The sequence below is a fragment of the Micromonospora sp. NPDC049204 genome (genome assembly GCF_040647935.1).
GTDB lineage: Bacteria > Actinomycetota > Actinomycetes > Mycobacteriales > Micromonosporaceae > Micromonospora.
The window spans coordinates 1-17,046 of record NZ_JBEZDC010000001.1; the positions used below are offsets into that span (position 1 = coordinate 1).

Here is a 17,046-nt window from a genome sequence, read left to right on the forward strand (position 1 = left end):
TCCTTCGGAACCACCACGGGCAAGCAGCCATCAGCCACACCCCACCGCTCCGGGCATCCGAGACATCGATCCCGGACATCAACAATCTTATGGAGACAGCCATGACGGCAACCCCCGCGTCCAGCGCAGCCACGCCCCCGGTCGTCGACCGGGAGACCTGGCTGCGCGAGCGCAACGAACTGCTGGTCCGGGAGAAGGCCCATACCCGCGAAGGAGACGCGATCGCAGCCGCTCGTCGTCAGCTGCCGATGACGTTGATGCCGACGGTGACGGTCCAGGGCCCCGGCGGGGACACCCCGCTGGTGGAGGTTTTCGAGGGCCGCCGGATGCTCATCGCCTACTTCCACATGTGGCACGACGGCAAGCCGCACGAGCATCAGTGTGAGGGGTGCACCTTCTCGACCTGTCACATGCAGACGCTGGACTACCTGCATGCCCGGGACGTCACCTACGCCGTGTTCTGCCAGGGCCCCTACGACGAAAGTGCCCCGTTCGCGGAGTTCATGGGCTACCCGTTCCCCTGGTATTCGGCGAAAGACTCCGACCCGGCTCTGGCCGACGGTCGTGACTTCGGGTTCATCGCCTGCTACCTGCGCGACGGCGACCAGGTCTACGAGACCTACTGGACCACCGGGCGGGGCGTGGAGGCGCTGATGACCAGCTACCACGCCCTGGACCTCACCGTGTACGGCCGGCAAGAGGACTGGGAGAACTCACCCCAAGGTTGGCCGCGGGTCAGTGGTCACCCGTGGCGGCTCAACGGCCGCCCCACCGCCCAATGGTCACGCCCCGGCGTTACCTCGGCGGTGACGTCCTGACACTCGAGATGATCATGCTCGGGTCGGCCGCGGTGTCGGCCTGCTGCTGCGTCGCGCCGCGGGCGGGCGCGTGCCGCAGGGCCCGGATGCTCGCGGGTGCGATGGTGGCTGTCATGGTCGCGGTGACCCTCGACGCCGCACCGGTTGTGCAGTACGCGGGCGCGCTGCTGCTCCTCGCCTTCGCGGTCGCACTCGTCACCAGCGGTCCGACCGAGCGCGGCCCGGAGGTGGAGTGGCACCGTACGGCCGGGGCCGTGCTCATGGCGCTCGCCGTGCTGATGCATCAACACGGCGGGTCGATGGCCATCCACCACCTGGCCGCCGGGCCCCGGATGGACCACGGCACCGTCACCGGCCATGACGGGGCGCTCGTGTTGCTACGCGCCGCCACGGCGGCTTACCTCTGCTGGATGGCGGCCGCACTCGTCCGGCTGCGCAATCGACCGATCACGGACCTGCTCCGTTGGGAGCACCTGGCCATGGGGGCAAGCCTCGCGGCCATGATCTTCTTCATGAGCTAGCCGAGTAAGCCAGCCGGCAGATCACGTGACGTTGGAGTATCAGGCCGTGCTCACGAGCCTCGCGCTTCGGACCGTCGTGGCGCAGCTCGCGGCCCTGCTTAAGAAAATTAAGATCAACCTCTTGGAAGTTGAGGATTTCTGAGCTAGAACTTCAGGTATGACAGATCAGGCGATGGATTGGCAGGACCTCACCAGCCTGACGCGAGGGCAGCCGTTCGTCGTCGAGCGGGTGCGCCTGGCGAGCAACGGCGTCGCGATCGAGGGCGAGTTCGAGCCGCCGCAACTGGCTCAGCTCAACGTCGAGGATCAGGTCTTCGTCACGGCGTTCGTGCGCTGCCACGGTTCGATCAAGGAGATGGAACGCATCTTCGGGGTGAGCTACCCGACGATCAAGTCACGACTCAACCGGATCACGCAGATGCTCGACTTCGTCGAGACCGACCCGGCGCCCTCGCGGGCCGACATCATCGACCGGCTGCGCCGCGGTGAGATCACCGCACAGCAGGCGTTGGCCGAGCTGGACGGCCGGACGTGATGCCGCAGCTGGTGACCGTCAAGGTCAACCGCCCGGACCGCCGACCCGTCCGCGTCTGGGTTCCGGTGCTTCCCGTGGCGCTCGTGCTCTTCCCGGTCGTGGTCCTGGTCGTACTGGCGGCGATCGTGGCCTGCCTTGTGTTCCGCATCGGTGTGGTGCGGGCACTCGGCGCCGCCTGGCGTGTCATCTGCGCGCTACCCGGCGCCCGCTTCGACATCGAGCAGGGCCGCACGGCCGTGCTCGTGGCTATCCGATAGGAGACGTTCGCGTGACCGAACAACGCAAGGACATCCTCGACCTGCTGGCCGCCGGCAAGATCACCGCCGAGGAGGCGGAGCAGCTCATCGCCGCCCTCGAACGCGACCAGGCACCGGCGACAGCGGGTCACGACACCCGACCGAAGGGCAAGGTGAAGTACCTGCGGGTGCTGGTGGACGCCACCGACAACGGCGAGCCGTCGCGGGTCAACGTGCGGGTGCCACTGCAACTGCTGCGCGCCGGCGTACGGCTGGCGGCTTTGGTCCCGCCGCAGGCCCTGGTCAAGGCCAACGCCTCACTCAGCGACTCGGGTGTGCCGATCGACCTGACGCAGCTCAAGCCCGAGCAGTTGGAGGCGCTCGTGGAGCACCTCGACGAGGTGACCGTGGAGGTGGACTCACCCGATGCCACCGTGCGGGTCTTCTGCGAGTAGGCGCGGCTACGACGTCCCGCGGTGTTCCAGCCCGCCACCTGGACGGGTGTCCTCAGTCAGCCCTTGGCCGGCCTGCGACGAGCCCGCCGACGGGGGTTGTCGTCGCCGCCGGCAAGCCTGGTGAAGGTGAGCATGTTCGCCAGCGCCACCACGACGATCGCGACGCCGACCTGGATCGCGAGCACGACCCAGTCCCACCGCAGCACCCACACCCGCATGCTGGCTCCGTCGTCGATGTCGAGCGCCCTGGCGACCACTGTGCCCAGCACCGCCGAGCCGACGCCGATGACGAACGTGGCGAAGAGGCCGATCCGCTGCCTCCCCGGCAGGATGAGTCGGCCGAGCAGGCCGACGAGGGCACCGATGAGCACCGCGCCGAGATAACCAGTCACCAGCATTGCTGTCTCTCCCCTCCAGCAGTGCCGAAGTACATGCCCGGATCTCACGTTCCCGGAAACCCCGCTCCCGGCCGTCGCCGGACGCGGGTGGTTCGCGGTGGCCTCGGGTGGCGGTCGTGGTCGGGCCTGGGTCGGCAGGTCGGGTTACCTGGCGTCATCGCGTGCCTAGATCTGCGTCCGTGCGTGCTCGATCTGCCGCACGATGGCGTGGGCGCCGTTCGCCTGGGCGAGGGCGTCCGCGCGGTCGAGTGTCGCGAGCGCGTCCTCGTGGCGGTCCTGGGCGGCGGCGACGTAGGCCAGGCCGACCATGTTGGCGGCCACGCTGCCCAGCGCTCCCTGCTCTCGGCGCAGCCGCGACGACTCCTCCAGCCGCTCGCGTGCCTCGTCCAGTCGACTCGCAGCGTGCGCCGCGATGCCCAGGTGTCGCAGTGCCTCGGCCTGGGTCGTCTTGTCGCCGACCTGCGCCGCCATCTCGCGGGATCTTTCCAGGTGTGGAACCGCGGTCTCGTTGTCACCTCGGATGACCTGATGCAGGCAGCCGATCCAGAACGACGTCTCGGCCTGGCCGCGGACGTCGCCCAACGCCTCGTACAGCTCGATCGCACGCTCGAACAACGGCAGCTCAGCCGGGTCCTCGACGGCAGGCGAGCCGCTACTGGCGCGTGCGATGAGAAACCGCGCGTGCAGGATCCGCCCACGGGCCAGCGCAGTGTCGGCCTCCACCCCGTCCAGGTCCCGATCGGCGTCGGCCAGCGCGCTCGCATCGCCACCCAACACGGCTTGGTCGTAGAGCGTCCTGGTTCGTTCGATGCGATCTTCGGCGTTCATCGCCGCCCCCGTCCTGGCATCACCACCGAGTACTGGGGCAGCAGTTTAGTGGTGCAGCACCGGACCGCGTGGTTCCCAGTGCCCGCCGATCGGTTCTACCAACCGCGCAGGTTCCACTGCTGGGCGGCGGTGCTGTTGCAGGTCCACTGCTTGTTGGCCGTGCCATCGGCGGTGCTGGCGTACGACACGTCGATACACAAGCTGCCGTACGGCTGCACGCTCATGATCAGGCCGTGGGCGTGTCAGCTCGATCCACTACGCTGGCGGAGCTGTCACACGTGAACGAAGGACACACATGGCCCGCCCCTACAGTCCCGGACCGAAGCTGTTCGTCTTCACTGCCGGTGCTGGCAACGATCAACACGTCTCGGTGGGCGACCCGCAGGAGGCGTACGTGGCGTTCTCTGCGTTCTTCCGAGGTCGAGAGTCTGACACCTACACCATCAGGGACGAAGCGGCGAAGCAGAGTGTGGTGCTCAGGCCCGGTCGCGGTGCGATCTCCCGGATCAAGGATGCGGACCAACCTCGGTCCGAACATCTCCTGGTCGACAGGGGCAACCGCTACCTTCCGAGCGCGATGCTGTTCTTCGAGAACGGATACGCCGGCCTCGACCACTTCGGCCAGTGGTTTCCCGACCTCTCCGATCTCGACGCGTCACCGGAGACCCGCGGTGCCGCCCGCGCCGCCACGTTCACGACGGAAGCGGCGGCAGTCGAAGAAGTCGCCCGGATCTGGGCAGATTCCGGCATCGTCGACCCGAGCGACAGGTACTACGTCTTCTTCGACTCGCATGATGTCGACGAGGACCGAGCCGAACGAGCCGAACTGCTCCAGTTGATCGGTTTCCTCGGCCTCGAACAGGTCGACGCCCCGGCCGACGCCGCCGGGGGCGAAGTCTGGGTGCGGACGGACCCACGCCTCGACGTCGAATGTGCACGGTGGTCGTGAGCCGTGCGGGACATCGTCTTCACGCGTAGCGGCAGCGGCTGGATCCCGACGGTGATCCGCGAGGACGGCGAACTGAGACTGATGCTCGCCGCCGGGGCCGACGCCAACCACGACCCTCGTACGTTCGCGTTCCCGATCGGGGAAGCCCACCTCGCGGTGATCCGGGACGACCTGGCCAGACACCTGCTGCTGTGGAGTGCGGTCCTCCCACTGTGCGACGCCGCCGGCACTCGGGGCCAGCTCGACGAGGACGCTGCCGTCGCGCTCCTGGATCCGGTCCTGCTCTCCCCACCCGCGGACGTCGACGCGCTCTTTCGGCGCATCCGGTGGGACCGGAGCCGACTCGTTGCCCATGGTGCCGACATCGCGCTACTTGGGCGCGGTCAGGTCTGCGCGGCGATGCGCACGGCGACGGAGGGGTCGGATGAGAAACGTGCGCAGGAGTATCACGCGCACCGCCGTCGCGCCGAGCGCGGAGTGGTCCTCGGGCCACTCGATGCGGAGATCCTGAGGTACACGGGCCGGTACCTGCATGGCGCGACGGTGCCACGGCGCAGCCCCGACGCCGTCGCCCCCGCGCTGCTGCCCCAGGTCATGCGTGTGATCGCCACCGCGGAGCAGGCGTGCGCCGGGATGCGGATCGACCTCGATCCGCGGCGGGGAAACCGGGCCACGGACAAGCGCGACTGGGATCGGATGGCGGCGACGGTTGACGCGGCCGTGCGCCGCGCACACCCCGAACTCGTCGATGACGCGGTCCGTACGGTGAGCTTCCTGATGTGCTCGGAGGCGGCGGACCGCTCCCGGAGCACCCCTGCGGACGATGACGAGGAGGCCGCCGACGTCGGTGCGAGTGCGGGAAAGGCGGCCCTGTCGTTCACCGATGACAAGGGCGGCGAGAAGACGTGGGTACGGGACGGTTCTCGCACCGCCTCCGCCGAGTTCTGGGAGTTCGTCGCCGATCGCTCCGCCGGGGACAACGAAGTGTTCACCATCGAGGACGAGGAACTGGGCGAGGGGATTCAACTGCACTTCTACGCGGACTCCATCGCCCGGATCACGACGGTGCGGCACGGGGCAGCCGGGTCGGATCCGCAGTACCAGGTCGAGTACCGCCTGGTCGACGGGATCGGCGAGTATCGAAGTCTGGTGACCGCCTTCGTGCGTGGCGGCTGTGCCGCACTCGAACAGCACGGTCCCTGGATGTCAGATGTCGCCGAATTCGAGCGCGCGCGTCGTCGGCGCGACGCCCGCTAGTCCCAGAGAGTGCCTCAGGTCGGCCTGCATGCCGGCCAGCCACCGCAGGAAACCCGGCTCTACCAGGGCGGCGAGGCGGGTATAACCAGCCGCGAACGGATGATAGGCATCACCCGCAGCGATTTCCTGGCACCAGACCGGGTCCGCGGAGAGCTCCGTGACATCGACGAATGGCACGCTTCGGGTGGTACAAACCCGCGCCATCGCGGCGGCGAGATCGGCTGCCCGTTTGCTTGCCTGCGGGTCCAGCACCGGCGGCGGCCCCACGACAAGCGTGTGCCACCGTGCGGCGTGGGCGTCGTCGAGCATCGCGGCGAGCAGCGCGAGTGATCGGCCCGGCGGGACACGAACCTGGTCGAGCTGCATGTCCACGTCGTTGGTCCCGAACGCGAACACGACCCCGAAAGCCTGCCCGTCCTTGAGGCGGACACGGGCTTCAGGAAGCCAGCGTTGGGCCACGTCCAGGGATGTGTCCCGGCGAACCCCCATGTTGTAGACGGTCAGATCATGGCCTTGCGCGCGGGCGGCAGCAGCCACGTGCCCCACCCAGCCCACACCGGACGGATCGCCAACCCCCGTCGTGAACGAGTCACCGAAGAAGCACACCCGCAGGTCGCACCGCGATCCCGTCGCGCCGGGCTCCTCCGAATAGGCGGATAACATACCTCCAGCATATCCATTCACTTGAACGCATCACAATGCGTTCAAGTGTCGATCTCCCTGACCTCAGACTGCGGATTCTGCTGGCCGGTGCGGCGCGGTGACGTCTCCAGGTCAGTGAGCATCGCCGCGGCCTGCGCAAGCTGTCCCTGGTGGAACACCGGCATGCCGTGACGGAGCAGTTCCTCTGCGGCTACTCCCCGTCCGGGCACGGTACGGCCGGTGAACGAGCCGTCATAGATCACGCTGCTGCCGTTGTACCGCAGCGCCTGCCCCTGCAAGCATCCGCTGACAAGTACCTTCAGCCCGGGCCGAACCGTAGCACCGCCGATGGCTGCGTTATGCCGTTAATGCGGGCGCAGGCCGTCGAACAGAACGGCGAGGGTCCGGTCGATGACGGGGCCGGAGTAGTCACCGGTTTCGGCCGCCATGCTGGCGCCCCTTAGCAAGGCGAGTATCTCGGGCAGGCCGACGTCGGGGCGTACGGCGCCGACGTGTTGGGCGTCGCGCAGAAGCTCTGCCAACGCTTCACGCATCCGCGTACGCTGGCCCGCCTGCTCTGCTTTGACGTCGATCCCCGCGCTGCGCAACGCGTCCGTCAGGGTCTTCTTGCCCGCCGCGTCCGCGACGACCTGCGCGAAGAATCGGAAGAACCCGGTCTGTGGCTCCGCGGCGGCGCGCAACCGGGCGGCCTCGTCGAGCAGCAGGTCCACACGCGCCGAGACGATCGCCGCGTAGAGGGCTTCCTTGGTCGCGAAGTGCCGGTACAGGGTGCCGACACCCACTCCGGCTCGGCGTGCGATCTCGTCCATGCGGGCGGTCGGTCCCTGCTCGTCGAGCACGATCTCGGCCGCTTCGAGCACCTTCGCGCGGTTGCGCGCCGCATCCGAGCGGATCATGCCGGCCTCCTCCGATCGAATACCGTTGACAATCGGAATCCAGATTCCGTATGTTGAAGCGGAATGCTAATTCCGATTGTACGAGGGGTGGCATGCGGTACGCGACACTGGGCCGATCCGGCCTCCACGTCTCCCGGGCATGCCTGGGCACGATGAACTTCGGCACCGATCCGCAGGCACCGACGCCGGCCACCGAGGCCCGCCGCGTCATCGGCGAGTTCCTCGACGCCGGCCACAACTTCATCGACACCGCGGACACCTACCGGGGTGGCACCAGCGAAGAGGTCGTCGGCCGAGCCATCGCCCACCGCCGCTCCGAGGTCGTCCTCGCCACCAAGGGGGCGGCACCGCAAGGCGCCGGACCCAACAACCGGGGCCTGTCCCGCGCCCACCTGACTCGCGCCCTGGAGGCGAGCCTGCGCCGACTGGGCACCGACTACGTCGACCTGTACCAGTGCCACGTGCCCGACCCGGACACCCCGATCGACGAAACCATGGCAGCGCTCGACGGCTTCGTACGCTCCGGCAAGGTCCGCTACGTCGGCTGCTCCAACTTCACCGCCGCCGGAATCGTCAGCGCCCAATGGGCAGCGCAACGCCTGGGCGGCACACCCTTCATCAGCCTGCAAGCCAACTATTCGCTGATCGCGCGCGCGATCGAGGCCGAGATCGTGCCCACCTGCCAGCAATACGGGCTCGGCATCCTCGCCTACAGCCCGCTCGGCAGCGGTCTGCTCGCCGGTCGATACCAGCGCGGCACCGCGCCGGCCGCCGGATCCCGACTCGCCGAGTGGGCGGCCATGCCCAGCCCGATGGCACGCGCATTCGTGACCGGCCTCCTCGCCGAGCGGCATTTCGACATCGTCGACGAGGTCACCACCGTCGCCGCCGAACTGGCAACGACCACGCCAACCGTGGCGCTCGCCTGGCTCGGCAGCCGCCCCGAGATCAGCTCGGTGGTCCTCGGCCCTCGCTCCGCCGATCAACTGAACGCCAACCTGGCCGGCCTCGCATTCGAACTGCCGGAAAGCGTGTCCGCCCGGCTGGATGCGGCGAGCCGGTGCACCATCAGCCCTCCGGTCAACGGCCAGCACAACGCCGCCTGATCCAGCGACGAGCCGCTCCCTCGTCGTCCGCGTCCACAAGCGCGAGACCTTGTCCCCAGCGTGGCCCCCGACCGCTGGGTGGATAAATCGCGGCCCTCCAGCATGACGGCCGAATGATCGAGTCTGAACGTTCTTGAACGCCTCGGTCCGTTTCATGGCATCTCTTGATCCGGATCGTATAAATATGATTCGATGCGATCAGACGATGGCGTGCCACCTCTGGACACCGCAGGCCGGCGAGCCCGAGGCGTCGCCTGCCACCACCACCCTGACCGGTTGACTGGAGATCTCATGACCAGCCCTCGATCCGCTCCGCCTCGGCAGACTCCGGGAGTAGCCCGCCCGCGCCGTGCCCGCGTCAGACCCACCGCGCTGAGCATGCTGTCGATCGCAGCGCTTGCCCTGGCGTACGTGGTAGCCATGCCGGCCGCATCCACCCCAGTGGGCCTGACCATGGAAGTAGCCGCCACCTACGTCAAACTGGGCAACCGGACCACCGGCAAGTTCATCGACGGCATGGGCCGGACCACCAACGGCGCCGCAGTCGGCCAGTACTCCTCGTCGTCCAGCGACAACCAGCAGTGGACGATCGATGCCGTCGGCGACTACGTCCGGATCAGGAATCGGGCCACCGGCCTGTACCTGGACGGGATGGGCCGCACCACGGGCGGATCCATCTGCGGCCAGTGGAGTGACAGCGGCAGCACCAACCAGCAGTGGACCCGGGAGGACTCCGGCGGCTACGCCAAGTTCAGGAACCGGGCCAACGGGCTGTACCTGGATGGCGGGGGCAGCACGTCCGACGGCGCCAACCTCGTCCAGTACGCGAACAGCGGCAGCACCAACCAGCAGTGGATCGTCACTGACGTGTCGACTCCGGGATCGGGCACGATCACGGTGGACGGCAACAACATCCGCGCCGGCAACGTCAACGGCCTGACGTTCAAGGGCTTCGGTGCGCTCAGCGCCAACAGCACCAGCGAGTTGCTGATGGATTACAAGGCCCAGAGCCCGACCGCGTACGCGCAGCTGCTGCGGGTCCTCTTCGGCGGGGAGAGTCCGGTCTTCACCAACGTGAAGATCGAGATGGGCAACGACCGCAACAACTCCACCGGACCGGACCCCTCGACCATGCGTTGGGAGTCCGAGACCCCCAACGTCAAGCGTGCGCAGGGCTTCCAACTCGCGGCCGACGCGAAGAAGGTCAACCCCAACGTCAAGGTGTCCCTGCTGCGCTGGAACTCCCCCGGCTGGGCGAACAGCAACGACAAGGTCTACACCTGGTTCAAGAAGACCATCCTGAGCGCGTACCGGACCTACGGGTTCATGGTCGACTACGTCAACCCGGGTCTCAACGAGCGCGGGGCGGACCTGAACTGGACCAAGACCTATGCCAACCGGGTCAGGACCGACAGTGCCGACTTCGCCAACTCGACTGAGCAATCCCGGTACAACCAGCTCAAGGTCGTCATCTCCGACGAGGTCGGTGTCGGGTCGTTCGGCGGCAGCATGATCAGCGACGCCGGCCTGCGCGACCTGGTGGCGGCGGCCGGCTACCACTACAGCCCCGACGACGACAGCGCCGGCAACTTCAAGCGCCTGGCGATGGACTACGACAAGGAGATCTGGAACAGCGAAGCACAGGCGACCTTCGGCAACTCCGCCTTGCGCCCCAACAACAACATGCGGTCCCCGTCGGTGGTCGGAACCGGCATCGGCGGCACCAACAGCGCCCTGGAGATGGGAAACACCATCATCAAGGGATTCGTCAACTCGCGCCGGACCAACTTCATCTACCAACCGGCCATCGGGTCCTTCTACGAGGGTGGGCAGTACTCCTACAAGGAGGTCGTCAGCGCCCGTGATCCCTGGTCGGGCTGGCTGCACTACGACGCCGCCATCGACGTGCTGCGGCACTTCAGCTGGTTCGCCAAGACCGGCTGGGAGAACTCCAGCAACACGGCCGGCATCTGGCGCGCCGTCCCCGAATCCAGCTACACCGGAGCGACCGGGACGAACCCGGTGGTCGGACGCAACGGCACGCCCAGCTATCTCACGCTCGCCGCGCCCGACCGGCGCAACTTCTCCACGGTCTTCATGAACGACAGCGAGTACACCCAGTCGTACCGCCTCCAGCCGGTGAACATGGCCTACTCCGGCACTCCGGCCCTACAGCTGTGGGAAACCCGCGCGGCCGACCCCGGCCAGCCGTTCAACGCCAACTACCTGAAGCACCTCGGCAGCGTCCCGGCCGGTGACGGCGGGGTGTACACCGTGACGGTCAGGCCGAACTCGGTCGTCACCGTGACGACGCTGGCCAACCACACCAAGCCCGAGTACCTGGAACCCCTGCCGGTGGAGGGCCAGCGCACCGTGCTGGACACCGACATCTCCGGCGACGTGCAGAGCACCGGCGACAACATCCTCTACGCCGACGGCTTCGACTACACCGGCAAGACGGTCCCGGTGATCGGCAGCGGCGGCACCATCACGGGCACCGAGGACTTCATCACGTCGCGGGGCGGCGCCAAGAGCGTCATCCCGCGCTACGCCAGCGACCGCAACGGCGCCTTCGAGGCATACCAGCCGGACGGATCGACCAATTACGTGCTGCGCCAGCAGCTGGACAGCCCGAGCCAGGGCCTGGGCGGTGCGTGGAACGGGGGGGACGCGGTCACCAGGATCGGTGACAGCCGGTGGCTCAACTACAAGGCCAGTGTCGACGTCTCCTTCGAGAACAGCAGCACCCAGAACGGCGCCAACCACGCCCGGCTGAGCATCCGCGAGCAGCACGGTGACAACGGTGCGCCGTACTCGGTGAGGTTCACCTTCGACGGGGGCTGGCAGTTGCTGGTCAACAACAACGCGGTCGCCAGCGGCAACGTGGTCAGCGGCGCCGGCGGCGTGCGGATCAGTGGGTTCAACACCGCTCACAACGCGTGGCACAACATCGCGCTGAAGGGCGTCGGAAGCACGGTGACCGCCTACCTCGACGGCGTCACACTGGCCACCTACACCGACCCGAATCCCAAGCTGTCCGGCCGGATCACGCTGGGCAGCGGCTACTACTTCACCCGGTTTGACAACCTCAAGGTGGAGACGGTCGACGGAAGCCCGCCGTACTACTCCGAGGTGCTGGACAACCTGGAGATGTCCGACCTGGCCAACCCGCCCGCCCGGAAGCTGGTGTACGGCGGGTCCTGGGCGCACGAGAACGGTAAGGGTATGTACAACGTTCAGCGGAGCCTGTCGACCAGCCAGGGCAGCGGCTCGACGCTTACCTACACGTTCGCCGGCACCGGACTGGACATCATCGGGCCGAACAACGGCTCGGCCGTCCTGCAGGTCACGGTGGACGGCACGGTGGTCAATTCCGCAGCGAGCACCCTCGCCTCTCCCGAGTTCTCTCAGACGTACGCCCTGCGCAACCTCGGCGCCGGCACGCACACCGTGCAGATCATGGTGCGCAGCGGCAGTCTCGTCGTGGATGCCGTCGGGGTCGTCCGGCCGTGATGCCGCTCGCGCCGGACGACCAGTAGGACCCGCATCGTCCCGTCCCCGTCCCCGTCCCCCAACAGAAAGGACGACGCAATGCGACCTGCCATGTTCAGCCGCCCCCTGTCGCGAATGGCCAGGCTCGTGGCCACCAGTGCGGTGATGGCGACCACGGCTGCCGCGGCGGCAATCGCCATCACCGCTACCGCCGGCCCAGCCGCTGCCGCCACCAGCCAGTTCAGAGGCATGAACTGGGCTCAGCTGGGTGACAACTTCAGCACCAGCCCGCTCGTCGTGCAGGGCCTGAGCCAATCCGACAGCTACGCGACGGTGCAGGCCAAGGCCAACGCCCTCTACGACGACATGGCCTCCACCATGGGGATCAACACCGTCCGGCTGCCCATCAACACTCAGACGGTGGCCAACACCACCTGGTGGAACGCCTACCGGGGCGCCATTGACGCCGCCACCGCCCGTGGATTCAAGGTCATCCTCGCCTTCTGGACGGACCACAACTCCGGCGCGAGGATCGCGAACCTCGCCGCGTGGAACACGATGTGGTCCAGCGTGACCAGCGCCTACGGCTCGAACACCAACGTGTACTTCGAGCCAATGAACGAGCCGGGCGGTTACAGCTCGGCACAGTGGCGCGACATCGCAGCCACCTGGCTCAGCACCCACTACTCGGCCGTGCCCAGCCGGGTGCTCATCGGCGGCACTGGCGCAAGCCAGGACCTGCGCGACGTCTGCAACGACAGCCGCTTCAACGGCACGCTGCTGTCCTTCCACCACTACGCCTTCTTCTACGGCTCGATGACCTACGACGCCTGGCGAAGTCACATGCAGACGCGTCTGGGCAACTGTGCCTCCCGGGCGGTCGCGACCGAGTTCGGCGGTCCCATGGACAACGGCCTCAACTACGCCGACGCGAACAGCACCGACAACTTCGTGCGCCACATCCGTGCCATGGCTCAGGTCATGCGTGACAACCAGATGGGCGGCACCTACTGGCCCGCCCTCGGCGGCAAGAACTCCGGCTCCGGCCACGACTGGTATTCGATGTTCGCCCTCAGTGGCAGCGGCACCAATCTCAACCTGACCATCCGCAACACATCTGGCGCCGACCGGATCCGCTATGCCTTCGGCGACACCATCGGCGGCGGCGACCCGACGACACCTCCGCCATCGGGGACCCATTACCGGATCAACAACGTCAACAGCGGCAAGGCGATGGACGTGATCGGGCAGTCCACGGCCGACAGCGCCGAGATCAAGCAATGGAGCTACCTGGGCGGCAGCAACCAGAAATGGCGCTTCGAGGACGCCGGTAGCGGCTACTTCCGCATCGTGAACCAGAACAGCGGCAAGTGCCTCGACGTCGCCTCCGCCTCCACCGCAGACGGCGCGAACATCGTCCAGTGGACGTGCGGCAGCGGCCAGAACCAGCAGTGGCAATGGCAGTCCCAGGGCAGCAACTTCCGGCTCGTGGCCCGGCACAGCGGCAAGTGCCTGGACGTGTACCAGTCGGGAACCGCAGACGGCGCGGACATCCAGCAGTGGACCTGCGGAAGCGCCAACAACCAGCGCTGGACAAGAACCGCGGTCTGACCGGGGCTCAGCAAGGCGGGGTGGCAGACCGTGCGGCACGGTCTGCCACCCCCGTTTGTTGACAACCGTGACCGCACAGGCGTGGGAAGGCGAGCCCGGAGGACGGTCACCGCGTTGATCATCGGTGGTTTGTGAGGACAACCGAAGATCGTGCGGTGGCCGCGTGCCACAGCGTGGACCCGACCGGGTGGCGGGTCGTCCTGGACGAGGCCGCAGCCGCACCACCGGCGAGCTGGCTTTCTACCTGTGCTGGTCACCCGGCCCGGTGCCGCTGCACACAATCGTCACCGTCGCCGGCTCCCGCTGGAGCATCGAGGAACTGTTCCGTCGCCAGTCGCGCCACACCGGCCGGCGCCGGCTGCGCGCGGGCGACCTCGACGTCCGCGGTACGCCCCAACGACCGGCACCGAACCTCAGCCGGCGCGACGCTGCCCGCGTCGACCAGCGGCCGTCGCCCGGTCGGGGGCCAGCGATGATCGATCCGGCCAAACCGTCGTCGTGCACAACGGCTCCGACCCACACTGTGGGGTGCGGAGGCGGTATCGGCAGCTGACGTGCGGATCGTCCGGTTGGGGTGGCCGCAGGCGCCAACGGTCCCGACCACACCAGCGTCCGCCACTGACGCGGTGCTCATCAGATGCTCATCGGTCTGCGGCAAGGTCGAGAGGAACGCCGGCCGACGTCCGGCAGGTGCAGCGTTCTGGCACCAATCGGCGACCACTCACGAGGAGAACAGCACGTGGACCTGCAGCTCAGCGGCAAGACCGCATTCATCAGCGGATCCAGTCAAGGCATCGGTTACGCAACCGCGAAGGCCCTGGCCGGCGAGGGTGTCAACGTGGTCCTCAACGGCCGCGACCCGGCAAAGCTGGCCGAGGCTGTCGACGTGTTGCGTCGGGAAGCGCCCGGCGTATCCGTCACTGGTATCCAAGCCGACTTCTCGGTTGTCGAGGACGTCGACAGGCTGTGCGACGAACTGCCCAGCGTCGACATTCTCATCAACAACGTCGGGCTCTTCGAGCTCAAACCCTTCGACCTCATCTCCGACGAGGAGTGGCGGCTCTACTTCGAGGTGAACGTACTCAGCGGGGTCCGGCTTGCGCGGCACCTCATGCCGGGAATGCTCGATCGGGGGTGGGGCCGGGTCGTGTTCGTGAGCAGCGAGTCGGGCGTCAACATTCCCGCCGACATGATTCATTACGGCACGTCCAAGACGGCGATGCTCGCAGTGGGCAACGGCCTGGCGAAGCTGACGAAGGGCACTGCGGTGACCGTCAACTCGGTGCTGGGCGGCCCCACCTATTCCACTGGCGTCGCCGAAACGGTCAGGTCGCTGGCCGATGCCCAATCCCTCCTTGAGGATGACCTGAAGGTGGCGATCATTGGCGCCAACCAGACCTCCCTACTGGGACGCTTCATCGAACCGAGTGAGATCGCAAACACCGTGACCTTCCTCGCCAGTCCCGCCGCGTCCGCAATCAACGGATCGGCGGTACGCGTCGATGGCGGTGTGCTGACGACGATTCTGTGAGTCCGCTGCGGGGTTACCCCGCCGAAGCCGGTACCGGTGGCTGGGGCGGCGCAGCTGCTTCCGTCGCGGGTCGAGCAGGCCCCGGGCTGCGGTCCTGATCGCGATGCCGGGCATCGGGGTCAGGACCGCGCGTCCTGACGCCCCGGCGTGGTCACGCGCCATCGTCCTGGGCCCGGAGCAGCCGGCCAGTCAGCGGGTGAGGCCGACGAGCGTGGCCAAGCGCGCCACGCCGGCCGGTGCCGGCTGTGCGCGGGCGACATCGGCGATCACGGTACGCGCCAGGGGCCGGCACCGAACCTCGGCCGGCGCGACACTGTCCGCGTCCACCAGGGCGCGGGCAGCCCCGCGCAGGTCACCAACCTGGAGGTACGCCCGCGCGACGTCCACCAGGTACGCGCCCCGATACTCGGCCGGCAACCGCCGCCACGCCTCCCGCCGCACCACGGCCGAGTGCCGCCGGAGCGCCTCCTCGGCGTCACCCCGCTGCGCCGCCAGCACCACCCGAGCCACCTCGACGACAACCGGAGCGAAGCCGGTGCGGTGCTGATCGTCGTACCCCCGAAGGTGTGCGGCGACCCCCGCGGCCCGGTCGGTCAGCTCCCCGGCGCGGTGGTGGTCGCCGCAGCCGGCGGCGGCCAGCGCGGCCTGGACCAGCAGCGTCCCGCCCACAGCCCACTCCGCCGCCGACCACCCCCGCCCCACGCCCTCGTGATCAAGAGGTTTGCGGGCGGTTTGATCTCCAACAGTCCCGCAAACCTCTTGATCACCTAGGCCGGGCAGGGAGGGGAGGATGCGGTTCGCGGCCGTTAGGGCCGCTGTTAGGGCCAGGTGGTCGCGGTTGGACGCGCGGAGCGCCTGGGCTACCGCGATGGTTGCCGTTGCCGCCAGGATCTGGTTGTCTCCGGCGGCGGCCATCGCCCGGTCGGCCGCCAGCCAGGCCAGGTCGGCCTCGCCGAGCTTCACCAGCAGCGACGAGGTGATCCGGTACGCCGGCACCAGCACCTCCGCCGACCGCGCGCCCTGGACAGCGTCCAGCAGACCCGGCAACACCCGCACCAACTGCCCGTAGTGCGCGTGCTGGTAGGACAACCAGGCGTACCCGATCTGCCTTCGCAGCTCCTCCGGCGTCTGCGCCGGGGCCTGCGGGACGTCGTAGCGGGCGAGCGCGGCCCGGATGTCGTCCACCCCGTCCGGCGTGCCCGCCGGAGTGCTCGGCTGCTGCCCGAGCAGCACCTCCGGATCGACCCGCAGGACGTGGGCGAGTTCCTGGATCACCGAGTACCGGTCCAGGGCGCGCACGCCCCGCTCCACCTTGTCCACCCAGCTCTTCGACCTGCGCAGCCGGTCGGCAAGCATCTGCTGCGTCATCGACCGCCGCACGCGCCAGCGGGCAACCCGGCGGCCGATCGGGAGGTCATCGTTGGTCACGCCGCCACCGCCGGTCCGGGACCGCGCGGGTCGTGTCGTCCACGGGTACGCGCTCCGCCTCGGCCTGGGCGAGGAGACGCTGTTTGGCAGCCTCCCGCTCGGCCGCCTCCAACTGCTCGCCCTTGTTCGCTGACTCGCCCTGCATCGACACCTCCGCTGGCCGGGGGTGACGTTTGCCGTCACTCAGGACCCCTGCGATCAGCGAAGCGGGCTGCCGGTCGACGGACCAGATGGCAAGCAATGCGCCCAGTTGCGCTGCTCAGGACGTGGGTTGCGCAGGGTTGCGCGGGTCCCCATAGGACTTCGACAACCCATAGGCTCG

At 68.0% G+C, this 17,046-nt stretch carries 19 protein-coding genes; 11 read left to right on the forward strand and 8 right to left on the reverse strand.

What is annotated here, in order from left to right; all coding sequences use genetic code 11:
- The first annotated feature begins 101 nt into the window (after window positions 1-101).
- The 5 genes from AB0A90_RS00005 (at window position 102) to AB0A90_RS00025 (ending at window position 2,565) form a co-directional block, all read left to right on the forward strand.
- Window positions 102-818 (forward strand): DUF899 family protein, encoded by a 717-nt coding sequence (locus tag AB0A90_RS00005; RefSeq protein ID WP_357238992.1) that lies wholly within the window; start codon window positions 102-104, stop codon window positions 816-818.
- Window positions 819-931: 113 nt separating this feature from the next.
- Window positions 932-1,339 (forward strand): hypothetical protein, encoded by a 408-nt coding sequence (locus AB0A90_RS00010; protein WP_357238997.1) that lies wholly within the window; start codon window positions 932-934, stop codon window positions 1,337-1,339.
- Between the two features lie 157 nt (window positions 1,340-1,496).
- The gene (locus AB0A90_RS00015; RefSeq protein ID WP_357239000.1) at window positions 1,497-1,874 is read left to right on the forward strand and encodes a DUF2089 domain-containing protein; all 378 of its coding nucleotides are present in this window, start codon (window positions 1,497-1,499) and stop codon (window positions 1,872-1,874) included.
- Window positions 1,874-2,131 (forward strand): hypothetical protein, encoded by a 258-nt coding sequence (locus tag AB0A90_RS00020; RefSeq protein ID WP_357239003.1) that lies wholly within the window; start codon window positions 1,874-1,876, stop codon window positions 2,129-2,131. Before AB0A90_RS00015 ends, AB0A90_RS00020 begins: the two co-directional genes overlap by 1 nt.
- An 11-nt stretch (window positions 2,132-2,142) precedes the next feature.
- Entirely contained in the window at window positions 2,143-2,565 is a 423-nt protein-coding gene (locus tag AB0A90_RS00025; RefSeq protein ID WP_357239006.1) for a hypothetical protein, read from the forward strand.
- A 56-nt stretch (window positions 2,566-2,621) separates the two neighbouring features.
- Here the strand turns inward: AB0A90_RS00025 and AB0A90_RS00030 are convergent, their stop codons facing one another.
- From AB0A90_RS00030 to AB0A90_RS00040, 3 genes are all read right to left on the reverse strand, one after another.
- A complete protein-coding gene (locus AB0A90_RS00030; RefSeq protein WP_357239009.1) occupies window positions 2,622-2,963 on the reverse strand; it encodes a GlsB/YeaQ/YmgE family stress response membrane protein in 342 nt (113 codons plus the stop codon).
- Between the two features lie 165 nt (window positions 2,964-3,128).
- A complete protein-coding gene (locus tag AB0A90_RS00035) occupies window positions 3,129-3,791 on the reverse strand; it encodes a tetratricopeptide repeat protein (protein WP_357239012.1) in 663 nt (220 codons plus the stop codon).
- 95 nt (window positions 3,792-3,886) lie between these two features.
- On the reverse strand, window positions 3,887-4,015 hold the full coding sequence (locus tag AB0A90_RS00040) for an RICIN domain-containing protein (RefSeq protein WP_357239015.1): 129 nt from the start codon (window positions 4,013-4,015) through the stop codon (window positions 3,887-3,889).
- A 71-nt stretch (window positions 4,016-4,086) separates the two neighbouring features.
- Here AB0A90_RS00040 and AB0A90_RS00045 point away from each other — a divergent pair, with 71 nt between their 5' ends.
- Complete coding sequence (locus AB0A90_RS00045) at window positions 4,087-4,740, forward strand: hypothetical protein (protein ID WP_357239018.1); 654 nt, start codon at window positions 4,087-4,089, stop codon at window positions 4,738-4,740.
- A 3-nt stretch (window positions 4,741-4,743) separates the two neighbouring features.
- Window positions 4,744-5,997, forward strand: a complete 1,254-nt coding sequence (locus AB0A90_RS00050) for a DUF6357 family protein (RefSeq protein WP_357239021.1) — start codon at window positions 4,744-4,746, stop codon at window positions 5,995-5,997.
- Here the strand turns inward: AB0A90_RS00050 and AB0A90_RS00055 are convergent.
- The 3 genes from AB0A90_RS00055 to AB0A90_RS00065 form a co-directional block, all read right to left on the reverse strand.
- Window positions 5,947-6,660, reverse strand: a complete 714-nt coding sequence (locus AB0A90_RS00055) for a GDSL-type esterase/lipase family protein (RefSeq protein ID WP_357239024.1) — start codon at window positions 6,658-6,660, stop codon at window positions 5,947-5,949. The genes AB0A90_RS00050 and AB0A90_RS00055 overlap by 51 nt on opposite strands.
- Window positions 6,661-6,701: 41 nt before the next feature.
- The gene (locus AB0A90_RS00060) at window positions 6,702-6,902 is read right to left on the reverse strand and encodes a hypothetical protein (protein ID WP_357239027.1); all 201 of its coding nucleotides are present in this window, start codon (window positions 6,900-6,902) and stop codon (window positions 6,702-6,704) included.
- 102 nt (window positions 6,903-7,004) lie between these two features.
- A complete protein-coding gene (locus tag AB0A90_RS00065) occupies window positions 7,005-7,556 on the reverse strand; it encodes a helix-turn-helix domain-containing protein (RefSeq protein WP_357239030.1) in 552 nt (183 codons plus the stop codon).
- Window positions 7,557-7,648: 92 nt separating this feature from the next.
- Between AB0A90_RS00065 and AB0A90_RS00070 the strand changes: the two genes are divergently transcribed.
- The 4 genes from AB0A90_RS00070 to AB0A90_RS00085 all read left to right on the forward strand — a co-directional run bounded on the left by AB0A90_RS00070 (window position 7,649) and on the right by AB0A90_RS00085 (window position 15,296).
- Window positions 7,649-8,662 carry an aldo/keto reductase gene (locus AB0A90_RS00070; protein ID WP_357239033.1) on the forward strand — a complete coding sequence of 338 codons (1,014 nt, stop codon included), beginning with the start codon at window positions 7,649-7,651 and terminating at the stop codon, window positions 8,660-8,662.
- Between the two features lie 378 nt (window positions 8,663-9,040).
- Window positions 9,041-12,175: an RICIN domain-containing protein gene (locus AB0A90_RS00075; protein ID WP_357239037.1), complete on the forward strand. Its 3,135-nt coding sequence runs from the start codon at window positions 9,041-9,043 to the stop codon at window positions 12,173-12,175.
- Window positions 12,176-12,289: 114 nt separating this feature from the next.
- Window positions 12,290-13,765 carry an RICIN domain-containing protein gene (locus AB0A90_RS00080; protein ID WP_357239040.1) on the forward strand — a complete coding sequence of 492 codons (1,476 nt, stop codon included), beginning with the start codon at window positions 12,290-12,292 and terminating at the stop codon, window positions 13,763-13,765.
- Window positions 13,766-14,504: 739 nt separating this feature from the next.
- Window positions 14,505-15,296 carry an SDR family oxidoreductase gene (locus tag AB0A90_RS00085; protein WP_357239043.1) on the forward strand — a complete coding sequence of 264 codons (792 nt, stop codon included), beginning with the start codon at window positions 14,505-14,507 and terminating at the stop codon, window positions 15,294-15,296.
- Between the two features lie 189 nt (window positions 15,297-15,485).
- On the opposite strand, the gene AB0A90_RS00090 is transcribed toward AB0A90_RS00085, so the two are convergent.
- Both AB0A90_RS00090 and AB0A90_RS00095 read right to left on the reverse strand, forming a co-directional pair.
- Window positions 15,486-16,724: a helix-turn-helix domain-containing protein gene (locus AB0A90_RS00090; RefSeq protein ID WP_357239046.1), complete on the reverse strand. Its 1,239-nt coding sequence runs from the start codon at window positions 16,722-16,724 to the stop codon at window positions 15,486-15,488.
- The gene (locus AB0A90_RS00095; protein WP_357239049.1) at window positions 16,711-16,869 is read right to left on the reverse strand and encodes a hypothetical protein; all 159 of its coding nucleotides are present in this window, start codon (window positions 16,867-16,869) and stop codon (window positions 16,711-16,713) included. The genes AB0A90_RS00090 and AB0A90_RS00095 overlap by 14 nt, the downstream gene beginning before the upstream one ends.
- Between the last annotated feature and the right edge of the window lie 177 nt (window positions 16,870-17,046).